At 31.5% G+C, this 16039-nt stretch carries 12 protein-coding genes and 1 pseudogene; 7 read left to right on the top strand and 6 right to left on the bottom strand.

Annotated elements, in window-relative coordinates:
• Positions 1-5: 5 nt before the first annotated feature.
• Positions 6-1535: an L-piperidine-6-carboxylate dehydrogenase gene (amaB, locus tag AC2I98_RS01000; RefSeq protein WP_486412789.1), complete on the bottom strand. Its 1530-nt coding sequence runs from the start codon at positions 1533-1535 to the stop codon at positions 6-8.
• Positions 1536-1676: 141 nt separating this feature from the next.
• On the opposite strand from amaB, the gene AC2I98_RS00995 reads away from it, so the two are divergent.
• Together AC2I98_RS00995 and AC2I98_RS00990 are read left to right on the top strand one after the other, a co-directional pair.
• Positions 1677-2843 (top strand): acyl-CoA dehydrogenase family protein, encoded by a 1167-nt coding sequence (locus AC2I98_RS00995; protein WP_486412788.1) that lies wholly within the window; start codon positions 1677-1679, stop codon positions 2841-2843.
• Between the two features lie 73 nt (positions 2844-2916).
• Entirely contained in the window at positions 2917-4593 is a 1677-nt protein-coding gene (locus AC2I98_RS00990; protein WP_486412787.1) for a PNGase F N-terminal domain-containing protein, read from the top strand.
• 31 nt (positions 4594-4624) lie between these two features.
• On the opposite strand, the gene AC2I98_RS00985 is transcribed toward AC2I98_RS00990, so the two are convergent.
• Complete coding sequence (locus AC2I98_RS00985; protein WP_486412786.1) at positions 4625-5404, bottom strand: helix-turn-helix domain-containing protein; 780 nt, start codon at positions 5402-5404, stop codon at positions 4625-4627.
• 166 nt (positions 5405-5570) lie between these two features.
• Between AC2I98_RS00985 and AC2I98_RS00980 the strand changes: the two genes are divergently transcribed.
• Complete coding sequence (locus AC2I98_RS00980) at positions 5571-6695, top strand: MFS transporter (protein ID WP_486412785.1); 1125 nt, start codon at positions 5571-5573, stop codon at positions 6693-6695.
• Positions 6696-6751: 56 nt separating this feature from the next.
• On the opposite strand, the gene AC2I98_RS00975 is transcribed toward AC2I98_RS00980, so the two are convergent.
• The gene (locus AC2I98_RS00975; RefSeq protein WP_486412784.1) at positions 6752-8083 is read right to left on the bottom strand and encodes a metal-dependent hydrolase family protein; all 1332 of its coding nucleotides are present in this window, start codon (positions 8081-8083) and stop codon (positions 6752-6754) included.
• A 221-nt stretch (positions 8084-8304) separates the two neighbouring features.
• On the opposite strand from AC2I98_RS00975, the gene AC2I98_RS00970 reads away from it, so the two are divergent.
• The 4 genes and pseudogenes from AC2I98_RS00970 (at position 8305) to AC2I98_RS00955 (ending at position 12045) form a co-directional block, all read left to right on the top strand.
• Entirely contained in the window at positions 8305-9174 is an 870-nt protein-coding gene (locus AC2I98_RS00970) for a heme/hemin ABC transporter substrate-binding protein (protein ID WP_486412783.1), read from the top strand.
• Between the two features lie 16 nt (positions 9175-9190).
• Entirely contained in the window at positions 9191-10222 is a 1032-nt protein-coding gene (locus AC2I98_RS00965) for a FecCD family ABC transporter permease (protein WP_486412782.1), read from the top strand.
• Positions 10222-10926: pseudogene (locus tag AC2I98_RS00960) on the top strand (heme ABC transporter ATP-binding protein); the annotation flags it as partial. The gene AC2I98_RS00965 and the pseudogene AC2I98_RS00960, both read left to right, overlap by 1 nt.
• 81 nt (positions 10927-11007) lie before the next feature.
• The gene (locus AC2I98_RS00955) at positions 11008-12045 is read left to right on the top strand and encodes a hemin-degrading factor (RefSeq protein WP_486414095.1); all 1038 of its coding nucleotides are present in this window, start codon (positions 11008-11010) and stop codon (positions 12043-12045) included.
• Between the two features lie 93 nt (positions 12046-12138).
• Here the strand turns inward: AC2I98_RS00955 and AC2I98_RS00950 are convergent, their stop codons facing one another.
• The 3 genes from AC2I98_RS00950 to AC2I98_RS00940 all read right to left on the bottom strand — a co-directional run bounded on the left by AC2I98_RS00950 (position 12139) and on the right by AC2I98_RS00940 (position 16034).
• Positions 12139-12807 carry a DUF6261 family protein gene (locus AC2I98_RS00950; RefSeq protein WP_486412781.1) on the bottom strand — a complete coding sequence of 223 codons (669 nt, stop codon included), beginning with the start codon at positions 12805-12807 and terminating at the stop codon, positions 12139-12141.
• 472 nt (positions 12808-13279) lie between these two features.
• Entirely contained in the window at positions 13280-14527 is a 1248-nt protein-coding gene (locus AC2I98_RS00945) for a T9SS type A sorting domain-containing protein (RefSeq protein WP_486412780.1), read from the bottom strand.
• A gap of 112 nt (positions 14528-14639) precedes the next feature.
• Positions 14640-16034, bottom strand: a complete 1395-nt coding sequence (locus AC2I98_RS00940; RefSeq protein ID WP_486412779.1) for an HmuY family protein — start codon at positions 16032-16034, stop codon at positions 14640-14642.
• Positions 16035-16039 lie beyond the last annotated feature (5 nt).

Here is a 16039-nt window from a genome sequence, read left to right as displayed (position 1 = left end):
TAAATTTAAAAGTCAAACTTAATTCCTTGCGCTAAAGGCACTTCTGTCGAATAATTAATTGTATTCGTTTGTCGTCGCATATATGCCTTCCAAGCATCTGAACCAGATTCTCGTCCACCACCAGTTTCTTTTTCGCCTCCGAAAGCTCCACCAATTTCAGCACCAGAAGTACCAATGTTTACATTTGCAATACCACAATCAGAACCTTGTTGACTTAAAAATAATTCAGCTTCACGTAGATTATTTGTCATGATCGAAGACGATAAACCTTGCGCCACATTATTCTGAATTTCTATTGCATTCAATACATCTCCTGAATATTTGATTAAATATAAAATCGGAGCAAAAGTTTCGTGTTGAACTATTTCAAAATGATTTTCAACCTCTGCAATAACAGGTTTCACATAACAACCACTTTCAAAGCCATTTCCTTCTAAAACTCCTCCTTCAACTATTATTTTTCCTCCTTCTTGATTAATCTTTTCTAAAGCATTTGCGTACATTTCAACAGCCTGTTGATCGATTAATGGACCAACATGATTTGCCGTATCCAATGGATTTCCTATTTTTATTTGTGTATAAGCATTTACTAACGACTCTTTTACTTTATCATAAATCGACTCGTGAACAATAAGACGTCTTGTCGTTGTACAACGTTGTCCTGCCGTACCAACAGCTCCAAAAACAGCCGAAGTTAGCATAATCTTAAGATCAGCATCTGGCGAAACAATAATCGCATTGTTTCCACCTAATTCTAAAATTGTTTTACCCAAACGAGCTGCAACCACTTTGTTCACTTCAATTCCCATTCGTGTAGAACCTGTTGCAGAAACCAATGCTACATGACGATCTTGAGCAATCAACTCACCTATCGATTTATCTCCCATAACCAAAGAAGAAACTCCTTCAGAAATATCATTTATTTTTAAAACTTCTGCTAAAATATGTTGACATGCTACTGCACACAAAGGTGTTTTCTCGCTCGGTTTCCAAACGACAACGTCACCACAAACCATAGCCAAACATGTATTCCAAGCCCAAACAGCTACAGGAAAATTAAAAGCTGAAATAACACCAACAACACCAAGCGGGTGATATTGATCGTACATACGATGCAAAGGTCGTTCTGAATGAATAGTCGAACCATATAATTGACGTGATAATCCAACTGCAAAATCACAGATATCAATCATTTCCTGTACTTCCCCTAAACCTTCTTGATAGGATTTTCCCATTTCATACGAAACCAATTTTCCCAAAGAAGCTTTTTTCTCACGAAGTTTATCTCCAAACTGACGAACTATTTCCCCTCTTTTTGGAGCAGGAATCATTCGCCATTCTTTGAAAGCTACTTGAGCTTTAGTGATGACTTCTTCATAATCATCTTTTGTTGATGATTTTACTTTTCCAATTAATTTTCCGTCTACTGGCGAGTAAGAAGAAAGCTCTTCACCTTTTCCAAACCAAGTACTTCCCGTCGATGTTCCGAGATTTTCGGAAGAAATACCCAATTCTTTTAATTCGTTTTCTATCATTTTTTTGTGTTATTTTGTGGTTTTAACTTTTACCTAAATTAGTCAAAAGTTTCATAAATTAAAATTTTTAATAAATTTTATTCAGAATAATTTTTAATTTACTGAATAATCTTTAGATTTAATAAAATAAAACCGCATAAAATGAATTCAACTACAGATTATTTTAAGATTGATGATCTATTAACCGAAGAACATAAATTAATTCGTCAATCTGTTCGAGATTTTGTGGACAACGAAATAAAACCTGTTATAGATGATGCTGCACAACATCACAAAGACATTCCTGATTTAATGAAAAAATTAGGTGCAATTGGCGCATTAGGTCCATATATCCCAGAAGAATATGGAGGTGCTGGTTTGGACCAAATGTCTTATGGATTAATCATGCAAGAGTTAGAACGTGGCGATTCTGCTGTTCGTTCTGCTGCATCTGTGCAATCTTCTTTGGTTATGTATCCAATTTTTACATTTGGATCTGAAGAACAAAAACGCAAGTATTTACCAAAATTAGCTTCGGGAGAATTCATCGGTAGTTTTGGATTAACAGAACCTAATCACGGGTCTAATCCAGGCGGAATGGAAACTCGTTTAACAAAAAATGGAGATCATTATCTATTAAACGGAGCAAAAATGTGGATTACAAATTCACCAATTTGTGATATTGCTGTTGTTTGGGCAAGAGATGAAGAAGGAAAGATAAGAGGTGTAATTGTAGAGCGCGGAATGCAAGGTTTTACTACTCCTGAAACGTTTAACAAATGGTCATTAAGAGCATCTAAAACAGGTGAATTAGTCTTTGAAAATGTAAAAATAGATGAAAGCCAAATTTTACCAGAAGTAAATAGTTTACGTGGACCATTATCGTGCTTAAACTCGGCTAGATATGGAATTTCTTGGGGCGTAATTGGCGCTGCTATTGATTGTTATGATTCAGCTTTAAAATATTCATTAGAAAGAACTCAATTCGGGAAACCAATTGCTTCTTTTCAATTGCAACAAAAAAAATTAGCCGAATTTATAACAGAAATTACAAAAGCACAGTTATTATGTTGGCGATTAGGTACATTGAAAAATGAAAATAAAGCAACGCCAGAACAAATTTCTATGGCAAAACGCAATAATGTAAAAATGGCTTTAGATATCGCAAGAGAATCTCGTCAAATTATTGGTGCAATGGGAATTGTTGGTGATTTCCCTATGATGCGACATGCTGCGAATTTAGAATCTGTTATTACATATGAAGGAACACATGATGTTCATTTATTGATTACAGGCGCAGATGTGACAGGAATTAATGCATTTGTGTAAGAATATTTTTCATACTATTAGATAATTTTATAGGTTTACAATTCGTTTGTAAACCTTTTTTATTTTATCACACATGAAATTGAAATCAATTCTTCTTATTATTTTCTGTATTCAAGCTATTGTTTTGAATGCACAAGAAACATACAAAATTACCTATGAACGATTTTCGAACGGAAAGAAAGTCGAAGAAAGTAATCCAATACAAGTATTAGCAAATACAAAAGAAACTATTATCGGGAAGCAACAAAGCTTTAATAACACTACAAAATATCCTGACGAAACTTTTTATTACACAAAAACAAAACCATCAATTATTTCGTTAGTAACACAGTTTGACTCTATTCATTCTATCATTTCTAATGATTCTGTTTCGTTTAATAAATCTGTTTTTACAATTTCGAAAGAAACAAAACGAATTTTAGGTTTGCGTTGTAAAAAAGCAACTACATCAATTAATTCGAATACCATCGATGTTTGGTTTGTCGACAATATGGACATTAATGCAGCTCCAACAATGGTTGGAATGAATTTGGGATTTGTGTTAGAATTTACACGTAACAACAATATGACAATTCGCGCTTCTAAAATCGAAAGACAAAAAGAGCCTATTCCAAGCGAATTTATAACCAAAGAATTACTTCAAAAACCAGTCGATTTATTGACATATAAAGACATTATTTGGAAAAGTAAATTTGTAAATATTCCTCTTTTAACTGATCAACAAATTAATTTTAGTAACAATTTTTCTTCAAATGATTCAATTTATCGTTTTGCAAATGGAACTGTTGTGGTTCGAAAAATTAAAATGCCTCAAATAAAAGAAGGAAGTCAAGTTTTCTTAAATGTTACGCAACAATCTAATGGAGATGCTTATGATAGAACTGGTTCTGTATTTTTGATTCCACGTGATTCTAAAATTACTTTTATGGATGCTTTACAAAAAGGAATTAATCAATTACCAGTTTTCTCTGGCACGAATGGTAAAAAATATCAAGGTTATTTTCTAACAGAAAATTATTCCCCAACAATTGAATTCATGCGTTTTTTCACGCCATTTGGAATTAATAAATTCAATCATATTCAACTGAAAAATCAAACATGGCAAACAGAAGCCAAATACCGTCAAGAAATTACAGAATTTCAAAGTTTACTTTCTAATCAAGAAATTTTAATTGGTTTCTTTATTGGTAATTATGATCAAGATGGTCATACTATTTCTGCAAATATGACAATTCATCCATCCAATTCTTCTACTATACCAACAAAAAAAGTCCTACCAATTTTTAATACAACAAATGTTATGGAAATGGCAGGTCAAGAATATCCTTCACTTTTTGATAATCCAAATGGATTTACAGTAGAATTTACATTGAAAGAAGATTACAACAATGCAAAATTGCGTTTCACAACAACTGGACATGGAGGTTGGGAAAATGGAGACGAATTTGTTCCAAAAGAAAATAGTATTTTCCTTGATGGTCAAAAGATTTTTAATATTGTTCCGTGGCGACAAGATTGTGGTGCATATCGTGCTTACAATCCTGCTTCTGGCAATTTTGACAATGGTTTGTCTTCTTCAGATTATAGTCGTTCTAATTGGTGTCCGGGTACAATTACCAATCCTTACTTTGTAGATTTAGGAAATTTAAAAGCAGGAAAACATAATATACAAGTTAAAATTCCTCAAGGAAAGCCAGAAGGTGGTAGTTTTAGCTACTGGAATATTTCGGGTGTACTTTTGGGAGAATAAATTTACACAGTTAAAAAAGGCTTTATTGATTTTACAATAAAGCCTTTTTTAGTTTTGGTTTCATTTTAGTTACCAAAAAATAAGAAGATGTAAAGGCAGATAGACTTTTATAACCTACTTGATAAGCAATCTCACTCAACGTAAAATTATTGGCATCAATTAATTCTATACTTTTCAAAATTCGAATAAGTTGCATATATTTTTGAAGTGTAATTCCTGTTTCATGTTTAAAAATACGTTGTAAATTTCTTGTAGACATATTCGCTTTTTCTGTTAAATCATTTAGATTAAAATCATTCATATAATTCAAATGAATGTATTCACTTACAGGAATTAATCTCGTATCAACAAGAACTGGTAATTCTAAATTATTATGATGATTGAAAAAATATGGTAAACTACACAACAAAGCTTCTAAAAAAGTACTTTGCTCCTTCTCTTCTATCAAAAATTTATTCCATTTCGAAGCATATCTCATCATTTCTTTGAGTATTGGAGGTGCTACAAAAACATGAATCGAATCAAAAAAAGCATCATCAAGAACTTTCTTAAATAAAATTAACATCGGATTAACCGTTTTTGCGTCAGAAGTTGTGCGATGCATTTTATTTGCAGGAATCCAAATCACATGATTTTGTGGAACCAAATAAATCTTTTGTTCGATATGAAAATATTGATAACCTTCTTCAACAAAATTTAATTGAAAATAATCATGCGAATGAAGATCTTCATCATGTTGCCAATTTTTTTCGTACCAAACATATGTATTGGTCGTCATACTATTTGAATATTCACCAACTAACTGTTTCATGATCTATTTTTTTTGTCGTTTTAGATATAACTTATGGCAAAATTAATAAAAACGACATGCTTAATTTTGTAATTGAAAAAGAAATATTCAATCAATGGAGAAAAATCAACATCATTCTAAAAGTATTTGAATTGCAATTGCTGTCGTCATTTTAGTTTCTGCCAATTTGCGCGCGCCTATTACTGCAGTTAGTCCAATTTTAGATGAAATAAAATCGGTTCTGATAATAGATAACTTTCAAGCAAGTTTGCTTACCTCTATTCCACTAATCGTTTTTGCAGCATGTTCTATTTTAGTTAGTAAAGCTGTTGCCAAGATGAATATTCGTCATGGATTGATTTATTCATTAATCATTTTAATCATTGGATTATTAATCAGAATTTATGGTAACATTACAACATTGTACATTGGTTCATTCTTATTAGGTTTGGGAATTTGTATAGGAAATGTCTTAACACCAGCATATATTAAAAATATTTTCCCAGATAAAATCGGAATTATGACAGGAGTTTTTTCTGTTGCGATGAGTTTAATTGCTGCATTGGCTTCTGGTTTAAGTATTACAATTGGAAATTGGACGAATTCAGGTTGGAAAGGTTCGTTAGGAATTTGGATTATTGGTGGTGTTTTAGCACTTATTATCACAACTATTGATGCATTAAGAAATAAATCAAAAACAGAACATAATACAGTTCAATCTAAACAAACTTCATTTAATATTTTTCGTTCAAAACAAGCTTGGAATATTAGTGTATTTATGGGATTACAGTCTTTAATTTACTATTGTTTAGTCGCTTTATTACCAACGTTATTAATTGATTTTGGAATGACAAAGACAAATGCAGGTTGGGTATTTTCTGTTTTGCAATTAGCGATGTTACCTGCAATGCTTTTTAGCCCAATTTTAGCATCAAGAATGAAAAATCCTACGATTATGATTTACATTACTTCTGCTTTGTATTGTATCGGACTTCTGATATTAATTATTTTTAAAGCTCAATTTAGTTTTCTAAGTGCTATACTTATAGGAATTGCAGGAGGTTTTGCATTTAGTTTATCAATTTTATTCTTTTCATTGAGAACCAAAACAATGACAGGAACGATTAAAATATCAGGAATGGCACAATCTATTGGCTATTTAATTGCTGCATTTGGTCCTCCTATTTTTGGAAAATTATATGCTATCGATTCAACATGGAGTTACTCATTATACTTTTTATTATTGTGCGTTTTCATATTGACTTTCTTTGGAAATAAAGCAACACAACCAAAATTTGTAGAAGAATATTAATTCTATTAAAAATAGGTTGAAAAGTCAACCTATTTTTAGTTTATTCAATGTAAATTCTACTTTTTCGTTTTAATTATATTCTTATAAATCTGACCATCTTTTATGATAACTAAGAAATTTTTATCTGGGTTAGAAATAAGTGATAAATCTTGCAACGGATTTCCATCAACCAATAACAAATCAGCCAAAGCTTGCTCTTCGACCACGCCAATTTTTCCTGGATAGGGGCTTCTTAAACCAGAAAGTTGCAATAACTCTCCATTATCTTGTGTAATCATTTTTAAAATTTCAGCATTTGTAAACCATTTCTGTAATCGTAAAATATAACTATTTTGTTCTTCATTTAATTCAGGTTCAAAAAGAAAGTCTGTCCCCCAAGCCAATTTAACACCTAGCTTTTTTGCTAATGGCCAAACCTTATCTTGCCCTTCTAAAACTGGTTTACGTTTTTCTTTGCGTTGAGCATCCATATTATCGTTGTTATCCATTAAGTTTTGTAAACTCAACCAAACTCCTTTTTTAGCAAGTAAATTCAATATTTCTTCATCTAACATTTGTCCATGCTCGATAGATTTAACACCAGCTTCTACAGCTCTCTGTACAGCTCTTGCCGTGTATGCATGCACCATCACATAAGTTCCCCAATCTTCAGCAGCATCAACAGCAGCTTTCATTTCATCAAACGTATATTGCGTAACATCAATAGGATCATATGCTGATGAAGTTCCTCCTCCTGCCATTAGCTTGATTTGACTTGCTCCAAAACGTAAATTTTCTCTTGTTGCTGTTAAAACTTCATCGCGTCCATCTGCTATAAAAGTTGCTCCTAAAAGCTCTGCACGAGATGGTTTACCAAAAAAACGACGCGAACGTTCTTCAGGTGTTCTAAAATCTCCATGTCCAGCAGTTTGACTAATTGTTGCTCCCGAAGGCCAGATACGCGGTCCATTAACTTTTCCTTTATCAATTGCTAATTTCAATGGAAAGATTGGACCTCCTGCATCACGAACGCTAGTAAAACCACGCATCAACATTTTGTGAGAAGCTTCACCTATTTTATTCATCAACATTTCTTCTGACATATCAGGCGACATCATTTGAGCCATTGTGAGAGAACCAAAAACCATGTGAACATGAACATCAATTAAACCTGGCATCAATGTTTTACCAGATCCATTAATCTTTACTAATTCGCTTTCTTTCGTAGCAATTTTAGACGAGCTTATTTTTTGAATTTTATGATCTGAAATCAAAACATTCATTGGAGTTGTTAACGATTTAGATTGATGATCTAAAATCCTAACATTTTCAATTAAAATTTGTTCAGTTTGAGCAAGTGTAAATGAGGTAGAGAGAAAAAAAAGTGCGATTAATGCCTTTATTTTCATAAATAGTATGTTTGTTTTATTCTTCTAAGATACAATAAAAAAATAAAATTATCTTATTAACAAATCACTATAAATACCTCTATAATATTAGAATAGGCATCAACTCTTATAATTTTAAATATCTATTTTGAATTTTTATTTTAAATTATTCTAAATAAAAATTGTTCAATCAAATGTTTTTCCTAATATTTGTATTTTAATTTAGACTTAATACAAATAAGATGAGAAAAATATTTATTTCGACTGCAATCCTAGCTTTATTAGCAAGTTGTACAAATAAAGAAACAAACAATGACTCAACAAATCAAGTAGAAAGCGAAGTAACAGTTTCGAATGAAAAAATCGTTTCATTAAACGGAGCAATTACTGAAGTTTTAGCAGATTTAGGTGAACAAAATAATCTGGTTGGTGTAGATGTAACAAGTACCTACCCTACTTCTGTAAAAGAAAAGGCAAAAGATTTAGGACATGTTCGCTCGTTATCAATTGAAGCTTTATTAGCATTAAAACCAACCAAAGTATATGCAACGGACAAAGACTTGAATCCAGAACAAATTGCACAATTGAAAAATGCTGGTATACAAACCGAGATTATCAAACAAGAGTATTCGATTGAAGGAACAAAAGAGTTAGTAAAAACGGTTGCAACTTCTCTAAATAAACAAGATTTTGATGCTATTAATACTAAAATTGATACAGATTTAAAAGCAATAAAACCTTTAACTACTCAACCGAAAGTATTATTCATCTACGCGCGTGGAGCGGGAAATTTGATGGTTGCAGGAACAAATACACCAATGGAAAAAATTATTGGAATTGCTGGAGGACAAAATGCCATTACAGAATTTGAAGATTTTAAACCATTAACGCCAGAGGCTGTTGTAAAAGCAAATCCAGATTATATTTTGATGTTTGACAAAGGATTAGAAAGTATTGGCGGTGTTGATGGTGTTCTAAAATTAGAAGGTATTTCTTCTACAAATGCTGGAAAAAACAAAAAAATTATTGCAATGGATGGTCAGTTGGTTTCTGGATTTGGACCACGAATTGGTCAAGCAGCAGCAGAATTAAATCAATTACTTCAAAAATAAAAAAGTCTAAAATAATATGTATCCGCAAATCAGAATACATCTTTCATTGTTAAGTATAAGCATCTTAGGAATCGCAATTTTTGCATTATTTTTAGGTGTTTATCAATTTAATGAATCTATCCTATCTATTATTAATAAAGCATTTACCAATAGAAGTGCAATCAATGACAGCGATTATTATGTGCTTTTCGACTTAAGATTTCCTCGTATTATTATGTCTATATTGGTTGGTGCCGGATTAGCTGTAGCAGGTACTTGCCTACAAGGAATTTTTAAAAATCCGTTGGCTTCTCCAGATTTGATTGGGATTACATCAGGAAGTATTTTGTTTGCTGCAATTACAATTGTTTTAGGAAGTTATATCAAAGATTTTGTTCCAGAAATCATTCATTATTCATTACTTAGTTTGATGGCATTTGTTGGCGCCATGTGTTCCACTGTTTTTGTGTATAAAATTTCTTCACATCATCAAAAAACAAATATCACTATATTACTATTAGCTGGTGTTGCAATTTCTGCACTTTGTGGTTCTGCAACAGGGCTATTAACGTATCTATCTACAGAAGAAGAATTACGCAATCTGACATTTTGGACATTAGGTAGTATTGCAAGTGCTAACTGGAACAAAATCTTAATTTTAGGAATTGTTATTAGTATCAGTTTCTACTTTTTAATAGGAAAAGGAAAAATATTAAACGCGATGATGTTAGGCGAAAAAGATGCTGAACATTTGGGAATTAACGTAGAGAAAACAAAAAGACAAATCATCGTTTTTTCTGCTTTATTAGTTGGGACAATTGTTTCGTTTACAGGAACAATAGGATTTGTTGGATTAATCGTTCCGTATATTTTGCGTTTAGTCTTCAAATCGAATTATGTTATTATTCTTCCGTTATCTGCTTTTTTAGGCGCAATATTAGTTATCGTAGCAGATACAATTAGCCGAACTTTGGTTGCTCCATCCGAAATACCAATCGGTATTTTAACATCATTAATGGGAGCGCCAGTATTTATTTCAATTTTAATGAATTATAAAAAATCATTGTAATGTTAGCGGTAGAAAATATCAATTATCAATACAAATCATTCAAGATTTTAGATACAATATCGTTTGATGCAGAAGCTGGAAAAATGATTGCAATCGTTGGACCAAATGGCGCTGGAAAATCGTCTTTACTAAGCTATATTGCAAATGAAATTGAACCAAATGCGAATCTAATTCGACTAAAAGACATTGCTCTAAAAAATTGGAAAAAAGAAGATTTACCTCAACATAAAGCCAAATTTTCTCAACATCAACCAACTGATATTCCGCTTACAGTGAAGGAAGTTGTTTTGATGGGACGTTATCCATATTTCCAAAATTCACCTCAACAAAAAGACATCAATGCGGTTGATTATTGGATGACCAAAACCGATATCAATCATTTAAAAGACAGGGATTACATTCATCTTTCTGGTGGCGAAAAACAACGTGTTCATTTGGCGCGTGTATTTACACAACTGGAGAATGAAGTCAATCAAAAACTACTATTATTAGACGAACCACTGAATAATCTAGATATTTCTCATCAATTTAATTTATTAGAAATTCTAAATGATTTTAAAGAAAAAGGAAATTTAGTGATTTTGGTTATGCACGATCTTAATCTGGCTTCTCAATTTGCTGATGAAGTGATTCTGATGAACAAAGGAAAAATTGTTTATCAAGACAGTCCAGAAAAGGTTTTCCGACCAGAAATTATTTCCAAAATTTACAGATTTCCTTGTACAATTTGTAAAAATCCAATCGACCAAAAGCCACTTATATTATTCGGTAAAAAAACAATTACAATGAACACACTTACAGATTTAAAACAACAATGGAATGATTTGAAAACAAATCAACCAAAAATTAGAATTCGTAACGCTGCAAAAGAGTTAGGAGTTAGCGAAATGGAGCTTTTAGCAACACAATTGGGCGACAATGTCACAAAATTAAAACCTGAATTTGCTGCTATTTTACAAAAAATAGAATCACTTGGAAAAGTAATGGCACTTACACGTAACAACGAATGTGTACACGAACGTAAAGGAATTTATCTAAATCCAGATTTTTCTTCGCCTCATGCACAACTTTTTGTTGGAGAAGATATTGATATGCGTATTTTCTTAAATCATTGGAAAACAGCTTTCGCAGTTATCGAAAAATCTGAACATGGAGATCGCAAAAGTTTGCAGTTTTTTGGTAAAGATGGAGAAGCAATTCATAAAATATATTTGGTTCCACAAAGTAATGCAGAAACATTTGACACTTTGGTTGAGAAATACAAAAACGAAGACCAAACAACAATTCCTGCAACAGAAGTCATCGATAATAATGTAATTGAAAAACCTGATAACGAAATTGATATCGAAGGTTTTCAACAAGCTTGGGTTGATCTAAAAGACACACACAACTTCTTTATGATGTTACGTAAATTTGGAGTTACAAGAACACAAGCATTACGTTTGGCTCCTTCAGATTATCATGCAAAACAAATTTCTAACGAAGGAATCGTTCAGTTTTTAGAAAAATCTGCCGAAACACAAACGCCAATTATGGTTTTCACTGGAAATAAAGGAAATATACAAATTCATACTGGCGAAATAAAACGTACCATGTGGCAAGAAAACTGGTTCAATATCTTAGATCCAGATTTTAATATGCATTTGGATATGACAAAAATAGCATCTACTTGGGTTGTTAGAAAACCTACTGAAGATGGTATTGTAACGGCGATAGAAGTTTTTAACGACAAGGGAGAAATTATCGTTCAATTCTTTGGAAAAAGAAAACCTGGTATTCCTGAATTAGATACTTGGCGCGAAATTGTTGCTGAGTTGAATTAAGCTAATTAACAGTACATTTAGTTTATATCAAACTCCTTATTAATAAAAATAATAAGGAGTTTTTTTTTCATTTCTATGTCATTCTATCATTTATTAACTGTTTTTTGCAGCTTTTACAATTTCATTCAAATCGAGATACAGATTAGACCAATCGGGTACATTTTTCATTGCAGTAATCAGATTAATATAAGCCCTCAACTTAATTTCTAATTCTTTGCGAGAAGATGATGCACTTGATAATTTTCTGAGATCTGCATTTGCTTCTGCTTGTAGTGCAAAAGTAAGTTCAAACTCTTCTTGCTTCGCTTTCAACTCATCATATGCAGTAGATAAATTAAGATTAGACATATAATTCTGATTAACTTCTTTGTCTAACTCTTCAATCAATTTTTTTAATTGAGCTGTTTCTTCCGAATAACTCAATCTATCTAAATTTAAACCATATTTTCTGAAAATTTCATACAATTTTGCTGATTCTTCATAGTGTGGCAGGGAGACTACTTTTCTATGACTTGACAAATAAATTTTCAGGCTACTAAAAAGAAAATCTCTTTCTTTATCTAACTGCGCAACATCTTTGCCTTTTCCACTAAACGTAGATTTTGTGTAAACAGCATCATAATTCGCATAAGAATTTTCTAAGGATAATAAGAGAGGATGATTCTCTATAATAACATATTTCCCAGATTTAGACGAGTTGATTAATCGCTCGGCTAAAGTCGCAAGGTTTTTTGTACTAAGTTGTCCTAAATTAATTTTCATAAGTGTAGTTTTTTTAGATTGGTAATTTACTTTATATTCATTACCAATAAAGTTAATTGAATTTTAATAATTTTCAAAACTTATTAATAATCAACAAAGTAACACTGTATTATCTAAATATTATAGTAGGAAAGAACAAACAAGATTGTTTTAATTCTCCTATTATAGTAGGAAAGGACAAACAGGCTTGTTTTAATTCTCCTATTATAGTAGGAAAGGACAAACAGGGTTGTTTTAATTCTCCTATTATAATAGGAAAGGACAAACAGGGTTGTTTTAATTCTCCTATTATAATAGGAAAGGACAAACAGGCTTGTTTTAAATAAAAATTTGCTAAAGTAAATTAAATATAAAGCTATTTGATGTTTTCTAATTTTTAAATGATAAAAAAGGATAAAAAAAACAATAACAATAAAAAAGGCCGCCTTTACAGACGACCTACCACAAAAGACAAAATAAAGTACTCAAAACCTTATTTTAAAACTATTTTTTTCGTTTCAACTTTTTCAGCTGATTGTACTTTTACAATATAAATTCCTGCCGAAAGTTTACTTAATTGAATTGTTTTATTTGTGAATGACGATGTTGGTTGATACGTTTCTTGGTGAACCAATTGTCCATTCATCGCATAAATTTGAATGTTAAGTGGAGACGATTTTGCTTCTTGCGAATTATACACCAAACCAATTGTTTTTAGTTGAGATGTTGTATAAATCTCAAATTTTGTTTTTGATAATTCTGTTGTTCCTAAATTGTCTGTTACGTTTTCGTAATCAAATGTTAATTTTCCTGTTGAAGTTCCTTCAAATGTTTTAAAAACTAATTTATAGATTTGATTCGTAGACGTGCTTTTGATGAAATGATTCGTCGGTTTTACAACATATGACCAACCAGACAACGATTTCCAATCATATCCAATAGCATTAATATCTGTTTTGTACGCTGTATCATCAGTAGGATTTCCAGATTCTGTTTTGGCAACTTTTATTACATCACTTTGTAAAACTCCTGTCACAGAATACATCACAACATCACCATCATTTGTTGTAAGAGGCGTTATGTATTTTGTAAATTTTAGATCCCATTTACTTTGTTCAGGCTCTGGATTCACAGCTTTATCAGTTAATAAGCTATAGTAATTAAACAAGTTGTTTGGATTTGTTTTGTGAGCTAAAGTAACTTTTGTATCCGCAGACCACGTTCCATTTACCAATTTAGAATAGGTAAAATTATATTCACCTAAAGGAGCTGCAAAATTATCTATCTTCAATTTCGCATATTCTCCTGTGGCATATTTCAATACAAAAATAATAGATCCATTTACATAATGATTTGCAATACTATATTCTCCCCAACCATAAGTAGCAGAACCATTATTAAAAGCACCTTCTTGCCAATCTTTGTCCGAATTATACAATGCTGTCCAGGTAGATAAATTAGCTACATCAATACTATTCCATTTTGAGACATCATTCGACGCTTCGTAAACTTCAATCCCTGCGCCATCGTTTACTCTAATTCCGGTAGACATATTCGATTTTCTAAAAAAAGAAATATCCCAATCAGTTCTATTTTCTACTTGAGTTGTCTGATTTGCCAATCCGTAATAGACATCGTTTGCATAACCAGCACCCATAGTAACTTCGCCTTTTATGGTTTGAGCATTTATTGCAACAGATGTTAGAATGATTGATGCTAAAAGTGTAAATTTGTTTTTCATGATTTAATAATTTTTTAATTGTTAATCTAGAATTAGAACAGTCAATCCGAGAAATTACACTCTGACCCGTATGACTCGGATTGACAAATTCTAACCACTAATAATGAGTATGTTATTTAATAAGTTTATATTCGAATTTTGGATAACCTCTTACACCAGAAGTACTAAGAAAGGCTAACATTTTTATTTTATAGTAATTGTTTTCTGCATCTTTGATGATATAAAATCGATCTGCAAATAATTTTTGAGGAGCTGTTACTTGACGCCAAGAATCACCAATTGCACGTTGATCATTCATAAATTTTGATTCATCTATCATAGATTCGTTAAAATTATCATAAGTAATTTCATTTGTTACATCTACACGATAAGCTTTTGCACCAGCTTTTATATTATTAACCACATAATCAGAATATCCATACGATCCATTTCCTGCAATTAGATTGGTGAAAACTGTAAAATTTAAATCCCAATCTAACTTCGGTGGTTCTACATTTACGATTTCATTTGTAGCAAAACTGAAATGAATAAAATTATGCGTTGAGTTTTTTGAAATCACTTTTTCTGTGAATGTCGTATCATCCAAATCTGCATATTGCATAAGATATTGTTCGTCTTTTTTGATAAATTTCACTTTTTTCCAACCACGAGAATTTCCGGCAACGGCTGCAGAACCAACGGCTGGAGTCATTGTACCTACTTCATAACCTAAATTCAATAAATAAACTGGATTATCTGTTTCTTTAATTTCTGGAATGGCCGTTTGCAAAATATCTCCTGCAGGATGATCAATATAATCTTTGTTTGTATCTGTAAATGTACCAACAGCAACCTCGTTAATTAATTTACCAACTGAAGCTTTACTCACTTTAGATAAATCGGTTTCATCTAATGCTTTTGCTGCCATATAAATAGAAGAGTTCAATTCAACTCGGAAATAAGTTCCATTATAAAAACCTAAATCCCAAGAATCCCTTTTCACCTTAGTTTGTGTTTCTTTACTTAAATCTACATAAACCTGAAATTGCTGATTTGGTCCGCCAATTTCTACATCTATTGTTCCACCAATCGAATTTTCAAAAGAGATTTTTGTTGAAGTATATCCTTGGATAATAGCTGTTGGATAATCAATTTTAGTGATTTCAAACTGAATTGATTTATCAGATCGATCGAAAGGATAAATTAAATTTTTGAACGTAAAATTTGTAGACGTTTCTCCTTTTTTAATTGGAACTATAATTTCGTTATTTGTAGCCGAAATAGAAGTTGAATAATCTACGTTGTAAGTTGCCTTATCCTCAGTAATTTTAATGTGCACTTCACCATCTTGTTCAGCAACTTTAGAATAAATTAGTTTAATTGTTTCTTCGTGATCAATTTTACTAAAATCGATGCTTTGTTTCTCAAAAGCAACAACAAAATCTTGTCCTATTGGATTACTTTCTTCGTTACATGACCATAAAAAAGAAAAGCTTAATAATAAGGTATAAATAAATATTTTTTTCATGTTTT

Source organism: Empedobacter sp. EJD.6dd (assembly GCF_057369435.1).
Note: the sequence above shows the minus strand (reverse complement) of the source record. Positions and strands in the feature narration are given on the sequence as shown.

Bases quoted from the DNA above. Each gene is read 5' to 3' on its own strand.
- AC2I98_RS00950 (WP_486412781.1), bottom strand. From the start codon at position 12,807: ATGAAAATTAATTTAGGACAACTTAGTACAAAAAACCTTGCGACTTTA.
- AC2I98_RS00945 (WP_486412780.1), bottom strand. From the start codon at position 14,527: ATGAAAAACAAATTTACACTTTTAGCATCAATCATTCTAACATCTGTT.
- AC2I98_RS00940 (WP_486412779.1), bottom strand. From the start codon at position 16,034: ATGAAAAAAATATTTATTTATACCTTATTATTAAGCTTTTCTTTTTTA.
- amaB (WP_486412789.1), bottom strand. From the start codon at position 1,535: ATGATAGAAAACGAATTAAAAGAATTGGGTATTTCTTCCGAAAATCTC.
- AC2I98_RS00965 (WP_486412782.1), top strand. From the start codon at position 9,191: ATGTATCCGCAAATCAGAATACATCTTTCATTGTTAAGTATAAGCATC.
- AC2I98_RS00955 (WP_486414095.1), top strand. From the start codon at position 11,008: ATGAACACACTTACAGATTTAAAACAACAATGGAATGATTTGAAAACA.
- AC2I98_RS00975 (WP_486412784.1), bottom strand. From the start codon at position 8,083: ATGAAAATAAAGGCATTAATCGCACTTTTTTTTCTCTCTACCTCATTT.
- AC2I98_RS00995 (WP_486412788.1), top strand. From the start codon at position 1,677: ATGAATTCAACTACAGATTATTTTAAGATTGATGATCTATTAACCGAA.
- AC2I98_RS00985 (WP_486412786.1), bottom strand. From the start codon at position 5,404: ATGAAACAGTTAGTTGGTGAATATTCAAATAGTATGACGACCAATACA.
- AC2I98_RS00970 (WP_486412783.1), top strand. From the start codon at position 8,305: ATGAGAAAAATATTTATTTCGACTGCAATCCTAGCTTTATTAGCAAGT.
- AC2I98_RS00990 (WP_486412787.1), top strand. From the start codon at position 2,917: ATGAAATTGAAATCAATTCTTCTTATTATTTTCTGTATTCAAGCTATT.